Origin of the sequence: Mycobacterium sp. 1245499.0, assembly GCF_001673615.1 — a bacterium.
Taxonomy (GTDB): domain Bacteria; phylum Actinomycetota; class Actinomycetes; order Mycobacteriales; family Mycobacteriaceae; genus Mycobacterium; species Mycobacterium europaeum_A.
Genome location: NZ_LZMG01000433.1, coordinates 1 through 22,369 on the forward strand (window position 1 = coordinate 1; position 22,369 = coordinate 22,369).

Here is a 22,369-nt window from a genome sequence, read left to right on the forward strand (position 1 = left end):
CTGCCGGGTAGCGGAAGGAGACATCATGACCGTCACTGTCGTCGACCGGGGTCCCCGCCAGGTGAGCCGCAGGGTCGACGTTGCCGCCCCGGCCGCGGAACTGTACGCCTTGGTCGCCGATCCCCGCCGGCACCACGAGCTGGACGGATCGGGCACCGTCCGCGAGAACATCACCGTGCCACCGCAACTCGTTGCGGGCTCGAAGTTTTCGACGCGCATGAAGATGTTCGGCATTCCCTACCGCATCACCAGCACGATCACCGCGTTGATGCCGAACGAACTGGTCGAATGGCGCCATCCGCTGGGTCACCGCTGGCGGTGGGAGTTCGAGGCGGTGTCGCCGACCCAGACCACGGTCACCGAGACCTTCGACTACCGCGACGCCGGTGCGCTCAAGAACAAGCTGAAGTACTACGAGCGGATGGGTTTCGCCAAGGCGAACGCCTCGGGCATCGAAGCGACGCTGAGCAAACTGCGTGACCGTTACGCCGGGTGATCAGCCGGCCGCCGGATCGGCTGCGTCCCAGGGCATCACACCCGACACCCAGTGGCTGAGTTCCTTGGCCTGGTCGTTGCGGTGCAGATGCCGCGGCGGCGTCGCAAAGGTGGAGTACGGCCGGCAGCGAATGACCACCCGATTCTCGCGTTCACACATCTCCCGGATGTGCGGCCGCGCCTCGTCGCCCAGTGGTTGACCCGACATCCGACCGCCGACCGCCATCATCACGTCGACCGCCAGATCCCCGTCCTGGTCGAGGGTCGCGTCGGCATAGACCTGCAAATAGGCGAAGGGCCACCGCTCGTCGAGCACGCACAGGCTGACCTTGCCGTCACGTTCGACGATGCGGGCCTTTCCGCGACCGGCCATGGTGGAGACGAGCAATTCGTCGGTATCGGTGGGGATGTAGTACACGATCGACATGCCCGGGCCGTCGTTGCGACGACGGTAGCCGAAGACACAGGTGCGATGCGTGCGGACGAACTCGCGTCGCTCGGAGGGCAGCATGTCACGGTCGGTGGGCGCGGTGAAGGGTTCTGCCGCCAGGGGGAGGAGCATCGCGAGTATTCCTTGCTGTCAAGGCGCTTGAATCATGGGCGTAATTATGGATACAGTGTCTCCATAATACGTCGGGCTGTCAAGGGTCAGGAGAGCCACCTTGCGTGATGTGGACGACACCGACCGGCCACGCCGTTCTCGCGGTCGCCCGGCGCTACCGATGGAGCGCATCCTGGGCGCGGCCGTCGAGCTCGTCGACGAGCAGGGTCCCGAGGCGTTGTCGATGCGGTCGCTGTCGCAGCGCCTGGAATCGGGCACCGCCACGTTGTACCGCCACTTCTCCAACCGGTCCGAATTGGTGTCACTGGTGATCGACCAAATTCTCGGCGAGGTCGATTTCGCCCCGGACGAGCTCGCCGCGATGCCGTGGCAGCAGGCGTGTATCTCGTTCGCGCAGCACATGTTTGATGCGCTGAGCCGGCATGGCAATATCGCGCCCCTGTTGGTCGAGTACACCCCGATCGGGCCGAACGCGTTGGCAAATCGCGAGCGGTGCCTGGCCGTTCTCCTCGGCAACGGTTTTTCACCGGCGGTCGCCGCCCACGCGTATGCGACGCTGGCGCGCTATGTCCTGGGCTTTGCGCTACAACTTGCGGGCGCGACGGCCGACGGTGCTCAGCGGGACGCCGAACTCTCGGCGGCGTTTCACCGGCTCGATCCGTCCCGCTTTCCCGCGACGGTGACCGTCGCCGACGACCTGCCCGTCCCCTTGGCCGACGAGTTTGCGTTCGGGTTGCGGCTCATCGTCGCCGGGCTCGAGCGGTTGCCGAAGTGAACGCAACCGTGCCCTGAACCGTGTGTCGGAGGAACGCCCTCGCATTGAGCCGAAAGGACTTCGCCCGATGATCGACCAAACCTTCGCGCCGGCCGCGGCGCCGGCATTGACCCGGTGGGGCCAACTCGTCAGCCGGTACGGCCTGGTGCTTGTTTTGGTGTGGATCGGCTTCGGCAAGTACGTGAAGATGGAGGCCCGGGTGCTGATTCAGCACAGCCCGCTGATGAGCTGGGTCTATGACGTATTCAGCGTCACCTTCGTCGCGTATGCCCTCGGCACGATGGAAATCGTTGCCGCCCTGCTCATTGCGGTGCAACCGCTATGGCCGCGGGTTTCGGCGGCCGGCAGCGCCCTGGCGGTGGTGCTGTTCTTGGGCACGTTGAGTTTCCTCTTCACCACGCCGGGCGTGGTCATGACGTACGCCCACGGCGTTCCGGTGCTCTCGGCGCTGCCCGGCCAGTTTCTGCTCAAGGATCTGGTCTTGATCGGGGTGGCGCTGTGGACGCTGGGCGACTCACTGGCGGCGGCAATCGCCGCGGGCAAGGAGCGCGGCCCTCGGTAGCACCGCGGCTGCCCGCTCGTCGGCGGCTGGAGCCGCCCCAGTCATTGTGTCGCGCAACGCCTTAAGGCCAGGCCCCGTCGGGGGTTGCCGCGGCGCGCCCTTGATATGGCGAAGCGATCGATTATAGGGTCGAGGCCACGGAGAGGAATCCCAGGCCGTGACCGAAACCGTTCGCCAGGCGCTAGACGTCGACGCGCTGCGGCGCAAGTACGCCGAAGAGCGTGCGCGCCGGTTACGCGCGGATGGCATCGCGCAGTACGTCGAGGTGGCCGGCCCGTTCGCCCGATTTGCCGAAGACCCCTGGGTGAACGACGACTTCGTCCGTGAACCGCTCGCCGACGAGGTCGACGTCGCCATCATCGGCGCGGGATTCGGCGGGCTGTTGACCGGCGTTCGGCTACGCCAGCTCGGCGTCGAAAGCGTGCGGCTCATCGACAGGGCGGCCGACGTGGGCGGCACCTGGTACTGGAACCGCTATCCCGGAATCGCTTGCGACGTCGAGTCATACGTGTACATGCCGCTGCTCGAGGAGCTCGGCTACACGCCGACCGAAAAATACGCCAAGGGCCCCGAGATCTTCGCCCATTGCCGCCGCATCGCCAAACACTACGACCTCTACCGCGACGCCTGCCTACGTACCGACGTGCGGGAAATCCACTGGGACGCGGCGAGATCGCGCTGGATCATCCGTACCGACCGTGGCGACGAGATGCGGGCCAGGTTCGTCTCCATGGCCAACGGGTATCAGGCCAAGCCCAAGTTACCGGGCATCGAAGGACTGGGCGCCTTCGGCGGTCATGCGTTCCACACCAGTCGTTGGGACTACGCCTACACCGGGGACCGACTGCAGCATCTGGCCGACAAGCGCGTCGGCATCATCGGAACCGGCGCCACCGCGATCCAGTGCATACCGCACCTCGGCGCGGCCGCCCGCCGGCTCTACGTCTTTCAGCGCACCCCGTCCTCGGTAGATGTCCGCGCCAATCGCGCGACCGATCCCCAGTGGGCCAACGCATTACGGCCCGGCTGGCAGCACGAGCGGATACAGAACTTCCAAATCCTCACCGCCGGAGGACAAGCCGACCAGGATATGGTCGCCGATGCCTGGACGAGCATCACCCGTAAGCTGCCCGTCATGCGTCACGACGGGGACGGCCTCGCCGATCCCGGACAACGCGGCCGCGACATCGAGCTGGCCGACTTCGCCAAGATGGACGAGATCCGGGCGCGCGTCGATGCGATCGTGACCGATCCTGCGACCGCCGAAGCGCTCAAACCGTGGTACGGCTACTTCTGCAAAAGGCCCTGCTTTCACGATGAGTATCTGCAGACCTTCAACCGGGACAACGTCACCCTGGTGGACACCCGGGGTCGCGGCGTGCAGCGCATCACCGAGACCGGCGTGGTGGTCGACGGTGTCGTCTACGAACTCGACTGTCTTATCTTCGCAACGGGTTTCGAGGTCGGCACCGACTATTGCCGCCGCACCGGGTTCGAGCTGATCGGCCGTGACGGCGTGACACTGACCGAGCACTGGGCCGACGGCGTGCGGACCTTCCAGGGCCTGTGCACGACCGGCTTCCCGAACTGCTTCATCGAAAGCATCGCCCAGGCCGGTCTGACGGTGAACTTCCCGTACCTGCTCGACGTGCAGGCCGGCCACGTCGCGTGGATCATTGCCACCGCGCTCGCCGAGGGGATCACCGAAATCGAGGCCGCGCCATCCTCCGAGGCCGCCTGGGTCGACACCGTGGTGTCCCGGTCGGTCGCCAGTGCCGAGCGGGCCAAGGTGTGCACGCCCGGCTACTACAACCGGGAGGGCAAGGCCGACGCCAAGACTCGGCAGGGCAGCTTCTTCTTCGGCGGACCCACCGAGTACGCCGACATCCTGCAGCGGTGGCGCGCCGACGGTGGCCTGGACGGAATGCTGACCCGCCGCGCGGGGGACCGGCCGTGACGAGCCGAAAAGCGCGCTCCCTCTACGCTATTGGGCGACTGCGCGCGGCGACCCGGCGCCGCCGTGGACCGAAGGTGGTGATCATCGGAGCGGGCTTCGGCGGCCTGGGCGCCGCCGTCGCGCTGCGCCGCGCGGGCATCGATGACCTGGTGATCGTCGAGGCGGCCGACGGCGTCGGCGGCACCTGGCGACGCAACACCTATCCCGGGGCCGCCTGCGACATCCAAAGCCACCTGTACTCGTTCTCCTTCGCCCCCAACGCGTCCTGGAGCCGCACCTACGCGCGCCAGCCCGAGATACTGGCCTACCTCGAATCGGTGGCCGACGATTTCGACCTGCGCCGCCAGCTCATGCTCGACACCACGGTGCGCTCCCTGCACTGGCACCCGCACACCGGCGGGTGGGATTGCCGGCTGGAGCGCGGCGGGCGCTCGACCACACTGACCGCCGACGTCGTCGTGTGCGCGATTGGGTTGTTCGGTTCTGCCAACCGCCCTGACATCGACGGCCTGGGCGACTTCACCGGCCCGGTGCTGCACACCGCGCAGTGGGACCACGACCTCGATCTGGCCGGCCGCCGCGTCGCGGTGATCGGCACCGGCGCCAGCGGGGTGCAGGTCGTCCCCGAACTCGCCAAGACCGCCGGGCGCGTCACGGTCTTCCAGCGCACCCCACCCTGGATGGTGCCCAAGGATGATCGTCCTTACACCGCAACCGAATTGGCCCGCTTCCGGCGCAGCCCGCTCGCGCTGCGCCGCACCCGCTGGCAGATCTGGAAGTTCCAGCACGACAACACCGCGACTTTCGCCGAGGACCCCGTGGTGACCGCGCGCGCCCAGATCGCGACGTCGTTTCTCGAGCGCACCGTCGATGACGAGCCGCTGCGCCGGGCGCTGACTCCGGACTATCCGTTCCGCTGTAAACGGGTGTTGCTGGGCGACGACTATTACCGGGCGTTGCAGCGCGACAACGTCGAGCTGGTCACCGACCCCATCGCCCGCGTCGGCCCAGCATCGGTGACGACGGCGACGGGTGGGGAAGTGGGCGTCGACGCCATTGTGCTGGCGACCGGCTTCGAGACCTCCCGCTACCTCTGCGGCATCGACGTCGTGGGCGCCGGCGGCCGCCGGCTGCACGAACACTGGGGCGACGACCCATCCGCCTACCTGGGGGTCGCGGTAAGCGGATTCCCCAACTTCTTCATGCTCTACGGCCCCAACACCAACCAGGGCGGCAACTCCATCGTCTACATCCTCGAAGCCGGGGCGCGGCTGGTCGCCAGCGCGGTGAGCCGCCTGGCGCGCCGCGGCGGATATCTCGACGTGCACCCGGAGGCCGAAAAGCGGTACAACGACACACTTTCCGCGGACCTGGAGCGCACCATCTGGACGCGGTGCGACAGCTACTTCCGGTCGCCGACCGGGCGCATCGTCACCCAATGGCCGTACACCGAACTGGACTACGCCCGCCGGACGTGGCGGCTGCGGCCAGGGGAGTGGATCCATGGCCGGGTTGGCGAGGATGCCGGTGTATCCAGCGCCGGGGTCGGCGCGCGGGGCTAACCGCCCGGACCCATTCGGTGCCGCGTAATGACCCAAACACGGTGGGGGTATTTATCTTCAGGCTGATTCTCAAGGCTGCCGCCCGGTGGCCCGATCGTTAACATTCGTAAAAATGTGCGGTGCCACACGGGGCTGTTTGGCACATCATCATGGTCGGTGGTGGAAGGTGTGGTTGACGTGGTGAAACTGCTGCCACCCGATACGGCCCGCCGGCCGCTGCGGCTTCCCTGGCTGAGCCTTCTGGGCGTTCTCGCCATCGTCGTCGCCACGACCGCGATCGTGCTGAAGAACCTCCCTGCGGGTGGTTCGAACGAGATCCTCAACGTGTCCTACGACCCGACGCGCGAATTGTATGCGGCGCTGGACAAGCGATTCGTCGCGGACTACCACGCGCACAACGGAACAACGCTGAGCATCAAGGAGTCTCACGGCGGCTCGGGGCGTCAGCTTCGCACCGTGCTCGATGGCAGTCAAAAAGCCAGCGTGGTGTCCCTGGCGTTGATCAGCGACATCGACACGCTCAGCAAGCGGGGCCTGATCGCCGGCAACTGGCAACAGCGGCTACCGAATGCCTCGGTGCCCTACACGTCGACCGTCGTCTTCGTCGTCCGCAAGGGCAATCCCAAGGGGATCCACGACTGGCCCGATCTGATCAATCCCGAGGTGGCCGTGGTGTCCCCGAATCCGCGGACGTCCGGCAACGGTCAACTGAGCGTGTTGGCGGCCTGGGGTGCGGTCACCACCCGCGGTGGCACCCCGGCGCAGGCGACCGCATACGTGAAGTCGCTACTGCAACACGTCGCGGTTTCCGACGCCGGTGCCCGCAGCGCCGGAGACAGCTTCGCGCTGGCCAAGATCGGCGATGTCCAGCTGACGTGGGAGAACGAGGCGCTGCGCGAGGTGGCGGCGAACAAGGACGAGCTGGAGCTCGTCTATCCGCCGGTCAGCATCCTCGCTCAGCCCGCGGTGGCCTGGGTCGACGCGAACGTGACCGATCCCGCGACGGCGGCCCACGCGAAGGCGTACCTCGAATACCTGTTCACCGACGCCGCTCAGGAACTGGTGGCGCAATACGGCTACCGGCCCTTCAAGCCGGCCATCCTGGCCAAGCATGCCGACCGGCTGCGCCCGCTGACCCTGTTCCCGGTCAGCGCCATCGCCAAGGACTGGAGCGACGCCCGGGAACAGTTCTTCGGCACCAACGGAATCCTGGACACGATCTCGGCGCCCGCCGCGGCGTCGGGTGCTTAGCGGAAAGACGTCGACATCGTGGGTGTGCGTGTGAATTACGACCTGGTGAAGGGTCGGCATGATGTGATCGCCGGGCTGACCGTCGCCGCCATATCGTTTCCCCAGGCGATGGCCTACGCCCTGATCGCCGGGGTGGACCCGAGATTCGGCGTGTACTCGGCGATCGTCGTGACCATCGTCGCCTCGATCTTCGGGTCGTCCTCGCATTTGATCAACGGGCCGACGAGCGCCATCTCGCTGCTGGTGTTCACGGCGCTGGCCTTCATCGACTCGGAGAACTCCAAGGAGCTCTTCGAGGCGCTTTTCCTGCTGGCCGTGTTGGTGGGCGCGTTCCAGATCGTGATCAGCCTGTTCAAGCTCGGCAACCTCACCCGCTACATTTCCGAGTCAGTCATCATCGGCTTCATGGCGGCCGCGGCGTTCCTGCTCGCCATCGGGCAGCTGGGCAACGCGCTGGGTGTGCGCGACAAGGGCAACGGCCACATGCAGGTCTTGCGCCGCGTCTGGCTCACGCTCACCCACGGCGATCACATCAATTACCGCGCACTCACTTTGAGCGCGTCGGCGGTGGTGCTGGCCGTCGTCCTGCGCAAGCTGGTGCAACGCTACGGCTGGCCGCAGGTCGACATGCTCGCGGTGCTCGTCATCACCGCGCTGATCGCCTACCTCGCCGGGTGGTCGACGCCGGGCGCGGGCGGCCATACCGCGGTGTCGGTGGCCGCCAAGATCCCGCGCAGCCTGCCCGGGCCGCATGTCCCCGACGTCCACACGGAGTGGCTGCCGCATCTGTCGACCGGCGCGCTGGCCATCGCCTTCGTCGGCATCATCGAGGCGCTGTCAATCGCCAAAGCCATTGCCTACCAGACACAACAGAAGATCGACTACAACCGTCAGATCATGGCCGAAGGCCTGGCCAACCTGACCGGCGGCTTCTTCCAAAGCCTGCCCGGTTCCGGCTCGCTGTCGAGGTCGGCGATCAACTTCCAGTCCGGCGCCGCGACGAGATTCTCCGGAATCGTCTCGGCCGCAACGGTTGCCGCGGCACTGCTGCTGTTCGCCCCGCTGCTGCGCTACGTTCCGCAGCCGGCGCTGGCCGGGCTGTTGCTGGTGACCGCCGCCCGCCTGGTCGATTTCAAGCGCCTGATCTACACGCTCAAGGCGTCCCGCTATGACGCCGGGCTGGTGATCGTCACGGCCTTCACCGGTATCGCCGTCGACCTCGACAAGTCGGTGCTGCTCGGGGTGATCCTGTCGATCCTGCTGTTCGTACCGCGGGCGGCCAAGCTGAAGTCCAAGGAACTCGTCGTCACACCCGAACGCGTTGTCCGCGAGCGCATTCCGGGCGACTCGCCGGATCCCTCGATCGTCATCTACGACCTCGAAGGCGAGTTGTTCTTCGGGGCGGCACCCGAACTCGACCGCTACCTGTCGGCGATCAATCAGCGAATCACCGACGGCGGCATCGCGTTCGTGGTCCTGCGGCTCAAGCGGGTGCGCCACCCGGACGTGGTCTGCATCGAGCGCATCGAGCACTTCCTGCGTGAGGTGACCGAGCGCGGCGTCACCGTCCTACTGGCCGGGGTGCGCGACGATACGCTCGGCGTCTTGAACAACGTGGGCTTCAAGAGCTGGTTCCCGGCCGAGCAGGTCTTCCCCGAAGAAGACGAGGAATTCTCGGCCACCCTCAAGGCGGTGCGCTACGCCCACAACAGGCTGGCGGAACTGAAGGTCAAGGAGCCCTTCACCAGCGCGCCCGAACTCGCCCCGCACTCCGAGCTGTACTACCTGGTCTAGCCGCCGGCGGTCACCCGGGCCCGTTCGGTCATCGAGGCGATGACCCCGCCGTCGTTGAGGATGTCGGTGCCGGTGAGGTATCCGGCCTTGTCACTGGCGCAGAAGGCGAGGAGCTCGGCCATCTCCTCCGGCTTACCCCACCGCGGGACCGCGGCGTTGGCGACCATCGCGCCGGCGCCGGCCTGCTCCTCGAGCCTGCCCATCTCGGTGTCGATGGAACCCGGCGACACCGACACGATGCGCAGTCCGCGGGTGTTGAAGCGCTCCGCCTGCGACTGGCTGTACCACTTCACGAAGCTCTTGCTGATGGCGTATGCCAGACCCGAACGCGCGTCTTCGGGGGCGATCTCGCATGCCGCGAGCATGGCGGCCATAAAGGCGTCCAGGTCATCCAGCGCCCGCGGAAACTGGTCTGCCGGAACGATTTCCGCGGGCAACATGTGCGCCGCCATCGATGCCACGTTGACGATCACGGCGCCCTCGTCGGCGACCGAGAAGAACTCCTCGTTCACGTTGGCGGTGCCGACGGCGTTGGTGCGCATGACGTAGTCGGCGGCGCCCATGCTGGGGCTGACCCCCGCGGTATGGATGACGGAGACCACCGGACCCAGACCCCCGGCGGTCTTGAGCAGATCCGCGACCGCCTGTCGGTCGGTGACATCGCAATCGACCACCGTGGGGGTGATCCCGATGTCCTGCAGCGTCGCGGCCGCGGCCGCGAGCCGGTCCTGCCTGACATCACACAGCACCAGGGTGTGGTCGCGCCCGACGATTTTCGCCGTGGCCTGCCCCATGCCACCCGCGCCGCCTGTGATCACCGACACTCGATTCATACCTGGACCGTATACGCCGGGCGGCGGGCTAGTGCGGGCGGACGGAACCGTCGGCTTCGAGGTGGGGATGACCGCTGTGCCGGATGGCCGTGCCGAAGAACGGCGCTGTGAGCGTGCCGGCCACGTGGCGGCGATTGATGATCAACGCCGCGATGGCCACCGCGGCGTAGACACCGCAGAGCAGTAGCCGTCCCTGCGTCGAGAAGATCGGGAACTGGACGACGAACAGGCCGAGCAGTGTGCACGCGGCGGCCCGGTTGAACCGCAGCGCCAAGATCAGCGCCACGCCCATCATCGTCTGGCTCGCGGTCAGCAGCACCTCCTCCACCTGGCGAGGGTCGAGTTGCAGGGACAACCCGCCGCCGCCCAGCAGATGGGCGATCGGCAACGACCCGATCAGCAGGGTCCACTGGTTGACCTTGGAGGAGATCAGCGTGGCGATGGCCGCCGTGCCCTTGCCGCGGGTGGCGAAGATGATCGCGATGATGAATTCCGGCGCTTCGGAGGCCAGCGGCGCCAGCCACTGCACCAGCAGGAAGCGGTTGATGCCGAGTTCGGTGCCGGCGGCAACAAGATTGTCGGCAAAGGGCTTGGCGCACAGCAGGATCACCCCACCCGACACCAGGAAGAGGCCGACCACGGCGGCGCGTCGACGACCGTCGGGCAGGTCCCCCAGAGCGGCCGCGGTGCCGATCAGATCGGGCTCTTCGACGCTGCCGTGGCTGATCTTGTACAGGTAGAAGCCGAACCAGGCCAGCAACGCCAGCCCCAACCCGAGATGGATCTGGCCGCTCGCCGGGATGACGAACGCGATGACACCGGCGATTAACAGGAAGCCGAGTTCGACGCGGTTTGCTGGTTCGAGCGTCAAACCGGTGGGCTTGTCCGAACCGGACTTGCGGGCGACCAGGATGCTGACCAGCACCACGACGGGCCAACCCAGACCCATCAACAACCGGTTGGACCCGGTCATGTTGGCCGCGGCGTATTGCGTGTAATCCGCGTTGTGGCCGGACACGAAGGCGTAGTAGAGGTCGACGGCGTATTCGGGCAGTACCGCGATCAAGGCGAGCAGCGCCGTCGCGAGCCCACCGGAGACGTCGACCTGGGCCGCCTCGGCCGCCCACGCCAGCAAGAAGCTGGCCGCCACCACCGCGGCTCCGAAGATCAGCAGGGCCAGCACGGCGCCGGTGTGCAAGCCGGTCACGCGGACGACCACCGCCGGGGCGACGAACGCGCCGGTGATCAGTCCGGAACGGGTCAGGGTGCGGCGCCGCCAGCCGGCCGTCGGCGAGACGGTGGCTGCGGGCCTGTCGGTGGCGAGCATCGTCATCCTTCGCACTGGCGATCGGGTGGCTTACGTCGACGCGGTGGCCGTGGTGAACCGGTGAACCGGTTACCCAACGTACCCGCGGCGGGCGGGCTCAGCAACGCAGTGGGTCAGCGAAAGTGGCGCCGCGCCCAAGCCCGTATTTGCTGCACAGGGCAGCGCAGAAGCAAAAGTTAGGCTGCCCTGATTTCGAACTTTGGCAAACCTCGCGGACGGCGGTGCGCCGCGCAGCGAACAGCCGGGCCGCTCATTGGGCGTCCGGACCCATCGCGGCGGCGGCCGCCTGCGCGAAGAGCTCAACGGCCTGATTGCGGCTCAGCGACGCCAGCAGCTGCGCGGCGGCACGCATGGTGTCGCCCACCATCAGGGTCGGGCCGTTGCCCAGGTTCTCGAACGCCTCGGCGATGACGTCGGACACGGCCGCTGCGTCCGAGGGCGCCTCGTCGGGGGAGCCGATCTGGCCGCGGCTGTATTCGAGCGCGCGCAATGCCGGGGTGTTGGTCTTGCCCAGGATCAGGCCCAGGACGTCGACGCCCTTGTCGTGCAGCTCGGCCCACAGCGCCTCGGCGAAGACCATGTCGAAGGCCTTGGAGGCGCCGTAGGCGACCATGTTGGGTCCGCCGGCCAGCCCCGCACCGGAACCGAAGATGACGATGCCGCCGCTGCCCCGCGCCACCATCGCGGGCGCGAAATGGTGACACAGCTGCATGGGCACCATGCAGTTGCGTTGCACCATCGATTCGGCGGCTTCGATCGAATTGGCAAGGAAGGGCTGGAAATTCGGGTCCGCGCCCGCGCAATACACCAGCATCCCGATCTCCAGGTCAGCGGTTGCCTCGGCGATCGCCGTCGCCGCTGCGGGCCGCGCCAGATCGATTGCGACGGTGCGGGTTTGCGCCGATGTCTTGGCTTCGATCTCGGCCGCGACCCGGTCGAGAACGGCTTGCCGGCGGGCCAGCAGCACCACGTTGACACCGCGCTCGGCGAGCCCTTCGGCGAACGCCGCGCCCACCCCGTCGGACGCGCCGGCCACCAGCGCCCACGGCCCGTATTTCGTCGCGAACGTCATCTAGGCGCCCCCGACCGTGGTGATGCGAACCTGGGTGTAGCGGCGGCGGGCGATGCGCCATCCTGCCGGCGTGCGCACGATGTCGTCGTCGTAGAAACCGATCGCGTTGACGCCAGAGCTGTTGTCGCCGACCATGATCAGGCCGTCGATATAGGTGCGTGCGGTGGCGGTGTCGCCATGCAGCGTGATGGCCTGGTTGGTCAGGCGGTGCAGCGTATGCCCCGCCAGGGCGTGCACCTGCTCCATGAAGTCGGCCACGGCATCCACGCCTCTCCAGGTGCCGATCTCGCCGTAGTCGAGTTGGCAGTCGTCGGTGAACACGGTGCGAAACAGCGGCCAGTCGCGGCGGTCGATCCCCGTCGCATAGCGCACCAGCAGTTCGGAGATGTCCTGCCGGTCATCGCGTTCGCTCACGGGATGTCTCCATTCGGATGCACGACGATCCGGGGCGGTCCCTCGGACCTGCGGGCCTGATCGAGCGCGTCGGGCACCTCGTCGAGCCCGATGATCCTGCCGACGCTCGGTAGCGGGTCCAATCGGCCCGTCGCGATCGCGTCGAGCGTGCCGTACCAGTCCTGCGGGTGCGGCCCGCCGCCGAACTGGATGGTCACGCCCTGACGGGTGGCGGTGGTGATGTCCAGGGTGTCGCCGGTGTACCAGCCGCCCGCACAGTAGATGCGGGTGCCCATCTCGGCGGATTCGACCAGTTGCTGAATCAGTCCGGACGCGCCCACGCATTCGAATACGACTGCCGGACCGGGCAATCCGCGTTGCGCCCGAACCTCGTTGAACGCCTCGAACGGCGATTTTTCGGCCGGATCGACCACGATGTGCGCGCCGAAGCGGTCGCGGGCCAGCCGGCGCCGGTCGGCTTGAAAGTCCGCGACGACGATGGGTTCCACGCCGCGGCCGGCCAGGGCGGCGACGGCCGAGAGCCCGATCGCTCCCGCGCCGATGACGAGCGGAATCTCGCCCTGCTGCAGCCGCGCCGACCGCACGTAGAACTCGCCGACGGCGAACGCGTCGGTCAACGCGACGGCATCGCTGGACACGTCGCCGGGCACGGGTTTGGCCGCCACTTCCGAAACCACAAGCAGCTCACCGAAACTGCCCTGCGCCTCGGGATGCTGACCGATGATGCGCATCCCGCCGGCGCCGCCGTCGACCAGCCGGACCGGCATGGCCGCTACCCGCGTACCGAGGGCGAATTGGTCGGTGCAGCCGGGCCCGTGCCCGATGACCTCGCCGACGAATTCGTGGCCGAGCACGAGGTCGCGCTCGGTGTCGTACAGCGAGCGGCCGGTCGGATCGTCGATGGCAAGTTCGGGATGATCCATGAAGTGCACGTCGGATGCGCAGATCGCGGTGCTCAACGTGCGCAACAGCAACTCACCCGGTCCGGGCTCGGGATCCGGTGTCTCCCGGACCTGTAACCGGCCGTCGCGTAACACCACAGCGCGCAATGCGTTAACTTTCTCGAATAATCGATATAGAATCTCGAATGTTCGTACAACTTTAAGAACGCCGTCGCAAAGGAGTCAAGCGATTCGCGGGTCGACGTCAGCGCCGACCGCCCGGGTGCTCGATGTCGTCGAGCTGCTGGCGCGGTCTGCGGGCGCGCGGCTGCGCTTCTCCGACGTTGTCCGCGAACTCGATCTCACCCAGGCGACCGCGCACGCGATCCTTAAAACGTTGTGCGACCGCGGTTGGGCCAGTCGCGACCCGATCACGAAGACCTTCGCCCTCGGCCCGGCGCTGGCCGTGGTGGCGGCGCGCACGGACACGGCCCGCCCTCTCGCGCATGCGGCGCGGTCCGCGGCGCTGCGGCTCTCCCGCGAGGTCGGCTATGCCTGTTCGGTGGTCGAGAAGTTCGGTGATTCCCTGGTGGTCACCGCCTTTGAGGGTGAACCCGCCACGCAGCCGTCGGGGATACCGGGGGATCGGATTCCCTATGCGCCGCCGTTCGGTGTGGCGATGGCGGCCTGGGACACCGAGGAGGAGCAGCGCGCGTGGATCCGGCGTGGCGCGGGCGGCAATCCCGACCGCACCCAGCGCCTCCAGCAGGTGTTGGCGCACACTCGCGAGCGGGGTTTCGACGTCGACTGGACGACGCCGGCGCTCGCGCAGGCGGTGCAGGTGGTCGGCACGCTGGACAGCAGCGAGATGCCGACTCCGGTGCGCCACATCATGGACCAGCTGCTGGTCGAGTTCACCACCATCGGATTTCTTTCCGACGACAACCCGGGCCGCCGCAAGCAACCCGTGGTGACGATCGCCGCACCGGTTTTCGACGAGCGGGGCCGCGTCGCCCTGATGGTGGCCGTACACCCGCTGTGCGCGTTGAGCGCGCGACAGATCCGGGACATCGGGGAACAGCTGACCGACGAGACGACCGAGCTCAGCGCATCGCCACCGCGGGCGGGCGCGATCGAGGGGGCAGGTGGGGCGACTTAAGCTCGACGCATGGAACTGCGGCAGCTGCGCTATTTCGTCGCGGTCGCAGAGGAATTGCACTTCGGTCGCGCCGCCAAGCGCCTGCACATTTCGGGACCGGCGTTGTCGCAACAGATCATCGCGTTGGAGCGCGAAGTTGGCACCGATCTGCTAGTGCGGGACCGGCGCAGCGTCCGGCTGAGCGAGGCCGGCCGTACGTTCCTCCCGGACGCGCGCCGGATTCTGGCACTGGCCGACGACGCCAAGCACCGGCTGCAGCGGACCGCCGCGCAAAGCTCCCCGGTGCGGCTCGGGTACGTCAGCTGGTTGCCCGACGACATCGACGCCCTGGTGGGGTCCGCGGCGGCCTTGCGGCTGGACGAGTGGGTGTTGCCGTCGCACGTGCAGGCGGACCGGGTGGCCGAGGGCACCCTCGACATCGCGTTGGCCTGGATCACCGACGCGCAGGCCAAGCAGCGGGCATTGACTCCGCACCTGCTTCGCGCCGAGCCGCTGAGCGCGGTCGTTCCGGGGGCCGCGTCATCGGAACCGATTGGCGCACGGCATGTCAGCGTCCTCGTCGACGACGACGCGTCGGCATGGTCATCGTGGAATCGGTTCGCCGAAGCCTTCGCCGCCGACACCGGCGCACGTGTCGTCGGAATCAACGACGGCGGCATCACCGGCGACGCGTTCTACGCGCACGTCCGCATGATCGCGGGTGCCGTACTGGAGTCACCCAAGCGCCACACCGCTGCCCTCCCGCCCCGGTTGACCCGGCGCCCCGTCGCCGACCCGGTACCGCTGTGGACGTGGTCGTTGCTACACCGCCAGGACGATGACCGGCCCAGTGTGCGCGGTGCCGTGACGTCGTTGCTGGCGGTTGCGCGCGGTCGTGACTGGCTGACCCCGCCCACCGGACGGTGGTGGACTCCGGCCGACGATCCCCACCGGGGCGTCCTGCAAACCGGCGCCGGCGTGCGGTGAGAACCTCCGTCAACCACTCATAAGAGATGGATCGTGGACGCTGGCTCGGCGCGGGGCTTCACTGAAGTCCGTAGAGCGGAGGGGCGAAAAGTGGTGGCACATAACTACGTTGTGGACGAGCTGGCCGATTTCGTCGTCGGTGCCCGGCCGGGGGACCTGACCGGGCGACCGCGGGCGCTGATGAAACGCAACGTGCTCGACAGCATCGCGTGCGCCGTCGGTGCCCTGGACGGCGAGCTGATCCCCACGATCCGCGACCACACCGCCCAGTTCGGTGGCGCCCCGACGGCCACCCTGGTCGGCGGCGGGCGCGCCTCGGTGGACCAGGCCGCGTTCTTCAACGCGGTGCTGGTGCGCTACCCCGATCTGCTCGACACCTATCTCACGGTGGGTGGGCTCTGCCATCCCGCCGATAATGTCGGTGCATTGCTGGCCGTGGCCGAGCACACCGGCGCCGGCGGAGCCGACTTCCTGCTCGCGCTGGCGGTCGCCTACGAGATCCAATGCCGGTTCAGCGCACAGGTTCCCGTGATGGCCCGCGGACTCAACCACGCGCTGCAGCTGGCGATGTCGGTCTCGGCGGGCAGCGCGAAGCTGCTGGGGCTGAGCGCCGAGCAGACCGCCAACGCCATTGCCGCCGCGGCGGCCGACAACGTGTCACTGGCGGCGGTGCACGCCGAGCCGGTTTCGAATTGGAAGGGCATCTCGCCGGCCATCACCGGGATGCGCGCCGTGTACACGACGATGCTGGCCGCGCGTGGCATCACCGGACCCAAGGCGCTCTTCGAGGGCCCGCACGGGCTGGTGCAACTCTTCGATCAGCGCATCGATCTGCACACCGCCGACCGGAGTCTCACCTGTGTCGAGCAGACCTACCTGAAGCAATACTGCTCGCTCATCCACGGCCAGGTCGTCATCGATGCGATCCTGGCCGTGCGCGGTGAGCACGGTCTGCAGGGTGCGGATGTCGCGCGGGTGGTCCTCGAGGTCTTTCAGGGCGCCTACGACTTCGCCGGCGGGGGAGCCTACGGCGACAAAGACCACCCGACCACCAAGGAGCGGGCCGACTACAACCTCAAATACCTGACCGCGGTCGCCCTGCTCGACGGTGGCGTCGGCCCCGAACAGCTTGAGAACGACCGAGTTTCGCAAAGCGACGTCATCGACCTGTTGTCCCGGGTGCAGGTCGTTCCGGCCGCAGACCTGACCGCGGACTATCCGCAACGCACCGCGGCGCGGGTGCACGTGATCACCCACGACGGGCGCCAATTCAGCCGCGAGCAGTCGGATTACGAGGGATCACCCACCCGCCCGATGTCCTGGGACCGCGTGGTGGACAAGTTCGGTTGGCTCGCCGAACCGTTCTGCGACGAGCCGCTGCGCGATGAGATCGTCGCCGCGGTGGCCCGGCTTGACGAGATCGAGGTCACCGAACTCACCGGGTTGCTCGGATCGGTGCCTTCCACGCCGCGGCGCGCGCGCAGTAGGCCGCGCTTCTGACACCCGTCTGGCACGTAGCGCTCGCCCCCTTGCGTGGCCGACCGCCCGCCATGAATGATCCGGCCATGGGTAAAGAACACGGCCGCAACCGCTGGGAGCTGGTCACCTGCGCGGTTGCCGGTCACGTCACCTACGCGCCCGACGAGAAGTCCCTCGCCGACCGGCTGAGCGGCAGCACCGGGCTGGGCGAGGTGTGGCGCTGCCTGCGGTGCGGCGAATTCACCGTCGGCGAGCCACACGGGCGCGGTCGCGCCGAAGACGCACCGATGATCATGCGCGGCAAGGCTTTACGACAGGCCATCATCATCCGCATCCTGGCGGTCGAACGCCTGCTGCGGGCGGTGGTGATCGCGCTGGCGGCCTATGCGGTGTGGAAGTTCCGCGGAGCGCGCGGTGCCATCCAGGCCACCCTCGATCGCGACCTGCCCATCTTCCGCACCGCCGGCTTCAAGGTCGACCAGATGACCATCGTGCACGAACTGGAAAAGGCGCTGGCGGCCAAGCCGTCCACCCTGGCCCTGCTGACCCTGATGCTGGCCGGTTACGCGCTGCTCGAGGTCGTCGAAGGGGTGGGCCTGTGGCTGCTGAAACGCTGGGGCGAATACTTCGCGGTGATAGCCACCTCGGTTTTCTTGCCCCTCGAGATCCACGACCTGGCCAAGGGCATCACCATGACCCGGCTGGTGACCTTCACCATCAATGTCGCCGCGGTGATCTACCTACTGGTCTCGAAACGGCTGTTCGGGTTGCGCGGCGGGCGGAAGGCCTACGACGAGGAACGACGCGGGGAGCAGCTGCTCGACGTCGAACGGGCCGCGGCCGGAACCTGAGCGAAGCCCGACGGTTACGCCGGTGGCTGCTTGGGGTGGATGAAAACGCCCTCGGCCTCGACGGTGACGCCCTGATCGTCGGCCAGCTGGCCGACGGCGAAAATCTTGACCCCGTCGACGCGATCGACGCGAGCCTCCGCGCGCAGCGGCCTGCCCAGCGCGGTGGGCCGGCGATAGCGCAGGGTCAGCGTGCCGGTATAGGCGGGCCTGTTGGGCTGGTGGGCCGTCGCCCCGAGCACGTGGTCGAGCACCAGGGCGCAGACGCCGCCGTGCACGGTACCCGGTGGGCCTTCGTAGGCGGCGCCGAGCACGAATTCCGACCACACCAGTCCGTCGGGATCGTGATGGATGACCAGCGGTGGGGCCACCGGGTTTCGCAGACCCACCACGGCGTTGCCCCAGGCGATGGTCTGGCCGTCGGCGGTTCGGTGTACACCGAACGGCCCGGGTAGCAGCGCGTCGCTCAATTCGTCTGTCGCACTGTCGATCCTGGCGATGGCCGCCGCCACCGCCGCGGGCCCGGCTTCGGTGCGGATGCTGATGTCTAGGAGTCGGCGGACCGATTCGGCCAGCGGCGCGTAAACCGACTCGAGTTGGCTGAAATCGATGCAGGGCGTGGGGTCATGCATCCTGGCAACTTAACAGTGCGTCCGCTGGGTGGGCTGGTGCCCACCGGAGCGCCCGGGGTCACCGGGCATACTGCGCTGGGAACGGAGGAGTCAATGGGGACCTACGCGATAACCGGATCGGCTTCCGGGATGGGCCGCGAGACGGCGCAGCGCCTTCGGGACAACGGGCACACCGTCATCGGCGTCGACATCAAGGATGCCGATGTCGTGGCCGACCTGTCGACGCCCGACGGGCGCAGGGCGGCCGCCGAACGCGTCCTGGCGTCCTCGGGCAACAGGCTGGACGGCGCCGTGCTGGCCGCCGGGTTGGGTCCCGGCCGCGGCCGGGATCGCGCCCGGCAGATCGCTGCGGTCAATTACTTCGGGGTGGTCGAGCTACTCGTCGCCTGGCGTGCGGCGCTGGCCGCCGCCGAGCGCGCGAAGGTTGTTGTGGTGGCCAGCAATTCGGCGACGACGATGCCCGCGGTGCCGCGTCGGGCCGTCAACGCGTTGCTGGCACACGATGCCGACAAGGCGTGGCGGGCGGTGCGGCTACTGGGCCCAGGGGCGCCGACCATGATGTATGGCGCCTCGAAGATCGCGGTCAGCCGCTGGGTGCGGCGACATGCGGCCTCACCGGAGTGGGCCGGGTCGGGCGTGCGGCTGAACGCCCTGTCACCGGGCGCGATCATGACACCTCTTCTGCAGGAGCAACTCTCGGATCCGAGGCAGGCCAAGGCCGTCCGGGCGTTTCCGGTGCCGGTGGGCGGCTTCGGTGACGCGGGGCACATGGCCGAGTGGATGTGCTTCATGCTGTCCGATGCCGCCGATTTCCTGTGCGGCAGTGTAGTATTCGTGGACGGCGGTACCGACGCGTATTTTCGCCCCGACGACTGGCCCAAGGCTGTGCCCGGACACCGATTGCCCGGGTATCTACGCCGGTTCAAGGGTTTTCATTAGGGTAACTGTTGCGTGTCTTTCCTCGCGCCCCGCGTGTGCGGTAGACCACAGAACGGCTTTTCGTGGCGTTTACCGCGGCGCGGCACCCCCGTAAAACGGCTGCGGTGCAATTGAATGAGACGGCGCACAAGCCGAAAGAACAAAGGATCAGACGGTGGCCACACTTCCAGCCTGGGTCAGCCAGGCTCCCGCGACTTTCGACGTGGTCGCGCCCCTGAAACGTGCCTCCGGCGCCTGGCAGGCGATGCTCAAAAGCACCCGACGGCCGGCCGCCGTGGGCCCGCGGTTGATGTCCCGGGGCGCCGAGCGCTGTTGACGGCCCGGTCAGGCAGACTGAGTCGACGGTGGATGACTACGCAGAACACCAGGATTACTGGAACCACAACAGCGCCTATCACCCGTGGCTGGTCGGCATCGCTTCGCGGCACCGCGGCGACGTTTTGGACGTCGGATGCGGGGAAGGGCTGCTGGCTCAGCGATTAGCCGCGGTGTCGCGCAGCGTCGTCGGGATCGATGCGGATCCGACATCGGTGAGGCGCGCCGCGCAGCGATTGCAGCCGATCGCGAACGCCTCGGCGCAACTGCGGCGTTTCGAGGAGTTCGAGCCGGGCGAGGCTTCCTTCGACCTGATCACGTTCGTCGCCAGCCTGCACCACCTGCCGCTGCGCGACACCTTGCAGAAGGTGCGTCAAATGTTGCGGCCCGCTGGGCAATTGGCGGTGGTGGGACTGTCCGCCAACAAGAGCGTTGCCGACTGGCTGTGGGCCGGTCTCAGCACGCCGGTGGCGCGCGTCGGCTCATTGCTGCACCGGGAGACCCGAGACATCGGCGTCGCGGTCGCCGACCCCGACGAGGGCCTCAGTGAGATCCGGCGGGCAGTCACCGATGTGCTACCCGGAGCCCGCATCCGGCGGGGCGTCTACTACCGCTACCGACTGCTCTGGCGCAACGCCTGATTGCAGCGCGCGTTCGCGTTCGCGCCGGCGCGCCCTGGAGGCCCGCAGATTGACGGCGTTGCCGCACGTCTTGACGTCATGCCAGACCCCGCTGCTGTTTTTCGAGCGGTCGTAGAACGTCGAGCCACACCGGTGGTTGTGACAGCGCTTGATTCGCCGCCAGGTGCCGGCTTGCTGGCTCAACAGGATCTCGCCCCACAGCGCCGATGCCAGCCAACGCCAACCGCCGCCATGGGGATCCAACCGCACCTCACCGGCATCGGACAGCGCGAAAGATGCGGCGACGCCGTCGGCGCCATGAGATCGCGGCTGTTCGCCGGCGACGAGTTGCTCGATGGTGGCGCGCAGCGCGCGAAGCTTGGCCAGGTCGGCGTCACCCAGCTCGGGGGGCGACAGGTCCACGCCGCGCGCGGACGACCACGCCCGCACGGCGGCCGTCGCCCAGTCGCCGGCGAGGCGTGGTTCGGCCAGCAGGTCCGGCCCGTACCCGTCGATGGCCCTCGTGTTGAGGAAGTCCTGGACCAGGCCCAGGCCGCCGGGAGCGCCGGCGCAGCCGTATCGCTGTGACGCAACCCACGCGGAAGACATAAGCAAAGAATACTTGACTCTGTCGCGGCGGTCAATTAGCTTGACGTAAGCAAAACATCTTTGCCTAAGTCAAAGGAGTAGCATCATGGTCAACGTCAAGGGGTCGACGGTAGTGGTCACCGGTGGGCAGCGCGGTCTGGGCAAGGCCATCGTGGCCGAATTGCTGGACCGGGGCGCGGCGAAGGTCTACGCCACCGCCCGGGCGCCGAAGCCCAGCCAGGACCCCCGCGTGGTCAGCGTCGAATTGGACGTCACCAACCCGGATTCGGTTGCCGCGCTGGCGTCCACGGCGGCGGACGCCGACATTGTCATCAACAACGCCGGAGTTCTCGGCGCCCGGACACTGCTTGACAGCGACATCGACGAGGTGCGAGCGGTCTTCGAGACGAACTACTTCGGCGCGCTGCGCGTGGCCAAGGCCTTCGCCCCGATCCTGGCCGACAACGGCGGCGGTGCGCTGGTCGACATCGCCTCGATCCTGTCCTGGATGCCCGGCTCCGGCGGGTACGGCGACTCCAAGGCCGCACTGTGGTCGACGACGAACTCGCTGCGCATCGAGCTCGAGAAACAGGGCACCCTGGTCGTCGCCGCGCACCTCAGCTTCACCGACACCGACATGACCGCCGGCTTCGAGGCACGCAAGAACGATCCGCGCCAGGTGGCCCGGGCGATCGTCGACGGCATCGAGCGGGACGACACGGAGGTGCTGGCCGACGACGACACCCGCTACGTCAAATCGGTACTGTCCGGACCCATCGAGGCGCTGCCCCGGATGGGGTGAACCGCCGCGGCCCAAAGTCACCGGCGCGCCGTACGGCCGCACGTGTTTGGATAGCGATATGTCCGATACCGAACGCATCGTGAGCGCCACCCGCGTGATGTCGGCCAATGCGGCGCGCATCTTCGAACTGATCGCCGATCCGTCCCGCCAGCCGAGCTGGGACGGCAACGGCAATCTGGCATCGTCTGCCTCCGGTCGTGTGCATCGCGTGGGTGACGTGTTCAAGACGACGCTGACCAACGGCGCGGTGCGCGAAAACCACGTCACCGAGTTCGTCGAGGGCAGTGTAATCGCTTGGCGCCCAGCCGAACCCGGCAAGCAGCCGCCGGGGCACCTGTGGCGCTGGGAACTGAGCCCGGTCAACGCCGAACTCACCACGGTGACGCACACCTACGACTGGACGGCGCTGACCGACGCCACCCGCCTCGAGCGCGCCCGCGCGACGACGGCGGAGATGTTGCGCGAGTCCATGGACCGACTCGCCGTGCTGGCCCAGTCGCCGGACTAGGTCCGCGCACCCGCCATCGAAAACGCTG

24 protein-coding genes are annotated in these 22,369 nt (G+C 67.7%); 16 read left to right on the forward strand and 8 right to left on the reverse strand.

All coding sequences use genetic code 11. The features are described from left to right. Nucleotides 1-25: 25 nt before the first annotated feature. On the forward strand, nt 26-496 hold the full coding sequence (locus tag A5646_RS26735) for an SRPBCC family protein (protein ID WP_067025505.1): 471 nt from the start codon (nt 26-28) through the stop codon (nt 494-496). Here the strand turns inward: A5646_RS26735 and A5646_RS26740 are convergent, their stop codons facing one another. Further along, nucleotides 497-1,057, reverse strand: coding sequence for a pyridoxamine 5'-phosphate oxidase family protein (locus tag A5646_RS26740; protein WP_067025508.1), 561 nt, complete (start codon nt 1,055-1,057; stop codon nt 497-499). It lies immediately after the preceding gene. Between the two features lie 160 nt (nt 1,058-1,217). Between A5646_RS26740 and A5646_RS26745 the strand changes: the two genes are divergently transcribed. From A5646_RS26745 to A5646_RS26770, 6 genes are all read left to right on the forward strand, one after another. Then, nucleotides 1,218-1,832, forward strand: a complete 615-nt coding sequence (locus A5646_RS26745; protein WP_066869968.1) for a TetR/AcrR family transcriptional regulator — start codon at nt 1,218-1,220, stop codon at nt 1,830-1,832. A gap of 67 nt (nt 1,833-1,899) precedes the next feature. Then, entirely contained in the window at nt 1,900-2,394 is a 495-nt protein-coding gene (locus tag A5646_RS26750; protein WP_066869971.1) for a DUF417 family protein, read from the forward strand. Nucleotides 2,395-2,551: 157 nt separating this feature from the next. Next, a complete protein-coding gene (locus A5646_RS26755; protein WP_067025509.1) occupies nt 2,552-4,351 on the forward strand; it encodes an NAD(P)/FAD-dependent oxidoreductase in 1,800 nt (599 codons plus the stop codon). After that, nucleotides 4,348-5,913, forward strand: a complete 1,566-nt coding sequence (locus A5646_RS26760; protein ID WP_067025510.1) for an NAD(P)/FAD-dependent oxidoreductase — start codon at nt 4,348-4,350, stop codon at nt 5,911-5,913. Before A5646_RS26755 ends, A5646_RS26760 begins: the two co-directional genes overlap by 4 nt. A gap of 177 nt (nt 5,914-6,090) precedes the next feature. Then, entirely contained in the window at nt 6,091-7,164 is a 1,074-nt protein-coding gene (locus A5646_RS26765; protein ID WP_066877131.1) for a sulfate ABC transporter substrate-binding protein, read from the forward strand. Nucleotides 7,165-7,188: 24 nt separating this feature from the next. Continuing rightward, entirely contained in the window at nt 7,189-8,958 is a 1,770-nt protein-coding gene (locus A5646_RS26770) for a SulP family inorganic anion transporter (protein WP_231997775.1), read from the forward strand. Here A5646_RS26770 and A5646_RS26775 read toward each other — a convergent pair. The 5 genes from A5646_RS26775 to A5646_RS26795 form a co-directional block, all read right to left on the reverse strand. Then, nucleotides 8,955-9,791, reverse strand: a complete 837-nt coding sequence (locus A5646_RS26775; protein ID WP_082975976.1) for an SDR family oxidoreductase — start codon at nt 9,789-9,791, stop codon at nt 8,955-8,957. The genes A5646_RS26770 and A5646_RS26775 overlap by 4 nt on opposite strands. A gap of 28 nt (nt 9,792-9,819) precedes the next feature. After that, complete coding sequence (locus tag A5646_RS26780; RefSeq protein ID WP_066877115.1) at nt 9,820-11,124, reverse strand: sodium:proton exchanger; 1,305 nt, start codon at nt 11,122-11,124, stop codon at nt 9,820-9,822. A 244-nt stretch (nt 11,125-11,368) separates the two neighbouring features. Then, nucleotides 11,369-12,190: an SDR family NAD(P)-dependent oxidoreductase gene (locus tag A5646_RS26785; RefSeq protein WP_067025514.1), complete on the reverse strand. Its 822-nt coding sequence runs from the start codon at nt 12,188-12,190 to the stop codon at nt 11,369-11,371. After that, nucleotides 12,191-12,604, reverse strand: a complete 414-nt coding sequence (locus A5646_RS26790; protein WP_066869997.1) for a nuclear transport factor 2 family protein — start codon at nt 12,602-12,604, stop codon at nt 12,191-12,193. It abuts the gene before it with no gap. Further along, complete coding sequence (locus tag A5646_RS26795; RefSeq protein ID WP_066870000.1) at nt 12,601-13,644, reverse strand: zinc-binding dehydrogenase; 1,044 nt, start codon at nt 13,642-13,644, stop codon at nt 12,601-12,603. The genes A5646_RS26790 and A5646_RS26795 overlap by 4 nt, the downstream gene beginning before the upstream one ends. A 124-nt stretch (nt 13,645-13,768) precedes the next feature. Between A5646_RS26795 and A5646_RS26800 the strand changes: the two genes are divergently transcribed. The 4 genes from A5646_RS26800 (at nt 13,769) to A5646_RS26815 (ending at nt 17,940) form a co-directional block, all read left to right on the forward strand. Further along, nucleotides 13,769-14,644, forward strand: a complete 876-nt coding sequence (locus A5646_RS26800) for an IclR family transcriptional regulator (protein ID WP_066870003.1) — start codon at nt 13,769-13,771, stop codon at nt 14,642-14,644. Between the two features lie 9 nt (nt 14,645-14,653). Next, complete coding sequence (locus A5646_RS26805; protein WP_067025517.1) at nt 14,654-15,610, forward strand: LysR family transcriptional regulator; 957 nt, start codon at nt 14,654-14,656, stop codon at nt 15,608-15,610. A gap of 111 nt (nt 15,611-15,721) precedes the next feature. Further along, nucleotides 15,722-17,110 (forward strand): MmgE/PrpD family protein, encoded by a 1,389-nt coding sequence (locus A5646_RS26810; RefSeq protein WP_067025520.1) that lies wholly within the window; start codon nt 15,722-15,724, stop codon nt 17,108-17,110. A 65-nt stretch (nt 17,111-17,175) separates the two neighbouring features. Continuing rightward, nucleotides 17,176-17,940, forward strand: coding sequence for a DUF2127 domain-containing protein (locus tag A5646_RS26815; protein WP_066870053.1), 765 nt, complete (start codon nt 17,176-17,178; stop codon nt 17,938-17,940). A 14-nt stretch (nt 17,941-17,954) separates the two neighbouring features. Here the strand turns inward: A5646_RS26815 and A5646_RS26820 are convergent, their stop codons facing one another. Continuing rightward, a complete protein-coding gene (locus A5646_RS26820) occupies nt 17,955-18,569 on the reverse strand; it encodes a PaaI family thioesterase (RefSeq protein ID WP_066870011.1) in 615 nt (204 codons plus the stop codon). 93 nt (nt 18,570-18,662) lie between these two features. Between A5646_RS26820 and A5646_RS26825 the strand changes: the two genes are divergently transcribed. The 3 genes from A5646_RS26825 (at nt 18,663) to A5646_RS26830 (ending at nt 20,464) form a co-directional block, all read left to right on the forward strand. Then, nucleotides 18,663-19,508: an SDR family oxidoreductase gene (locus A5646_RS26825; RefSeq protein ID WP_067025522.1), complete on the forward strand. Its 846-nt coding sequence runs from the start codon at nt 18,663-18,665 to the stop codon at nt 19,506-19,508. 154 nt (nt 19,509-19,662) lie between these two features. Continuing rightward, nucleotides 19,663-19,824 carry a hypothetical protein gene (locus A5646_RS29640; protein ID WP_197497949.1) on the forward strand — a complete coding sequence of 54 codons (162 nt, stop codon included), beginning with the start codon at nt 19,663-19,665 and terminating at the stop codon, nt 19,822-19,824. 28 nt (nt 19,825-19,852) lie between these two features. Then, nucleotides 19,853-20,464: a bifunctional 2-polyprenyl-6-hydroxyphenol methylase/3-demethylubiquinol 3-O-methyltransferase UbiG gene (locus A5646_RS26830; protein WP_066870019.1), complete on the forward strand. Its 612-nt coding sequence runs from the start codon at nt 19,853-19,855 to the stop codon at nt 20,462-20,464. Here the strand turns inward: A5646_RS26830 and A5646_RS26835 are convergent. Further along, a complete protein-coding gene (locus A5646_RS26835) occupies nt 20,399-20,989 on the reverse strand; it encodes a CGNR zinc finger domain-containing protein (RefSeq protein ID WP_067025532.1) in 591 nt (196 codons plus the stop codon). The genes A5646_RS26830 and A5646_RS26835 overlap by 66 nt on opposite strands. A 148-nt stretch (nt 20,990-21,137) precedes the next feature. On the opposite strand from A5646_RS26835, the gene A5646_RS26840 reads away from it, so the two are divergent. Together A5646_RS26840 and A5646_RS26845 are read left to right on the forward strand one after the other, a co-directional pair. Then, nucleotides 21,138-21,833, forward strand: coding sequence for an SDR family oxidoreductase (locus tag A5646_RS26840; RefSeq protein WP_066870022.1), 696 nt, complete (start codon nt 21,138-21,140; stop codon nt 21,831-21,833). A 58-nt stretch (nt 21,834-21,891) separates the two neighbouring features. Continuing rightward, nucleotides 21,892-22,341 carry an SRPBCC family protein gene (locus A5646_RS26845; RefSeq protein ID WP_067025525.1) on the forward strand — a complete coding sequence of 150 codons (450 nt, stop codon included), beginning with the start codon at nt 21,892-21,894 and terminating at the stop codon, nt 22,339-22,341. Nucleotides 22,342-22,369 lie beyond the last annotated feature (28 nt).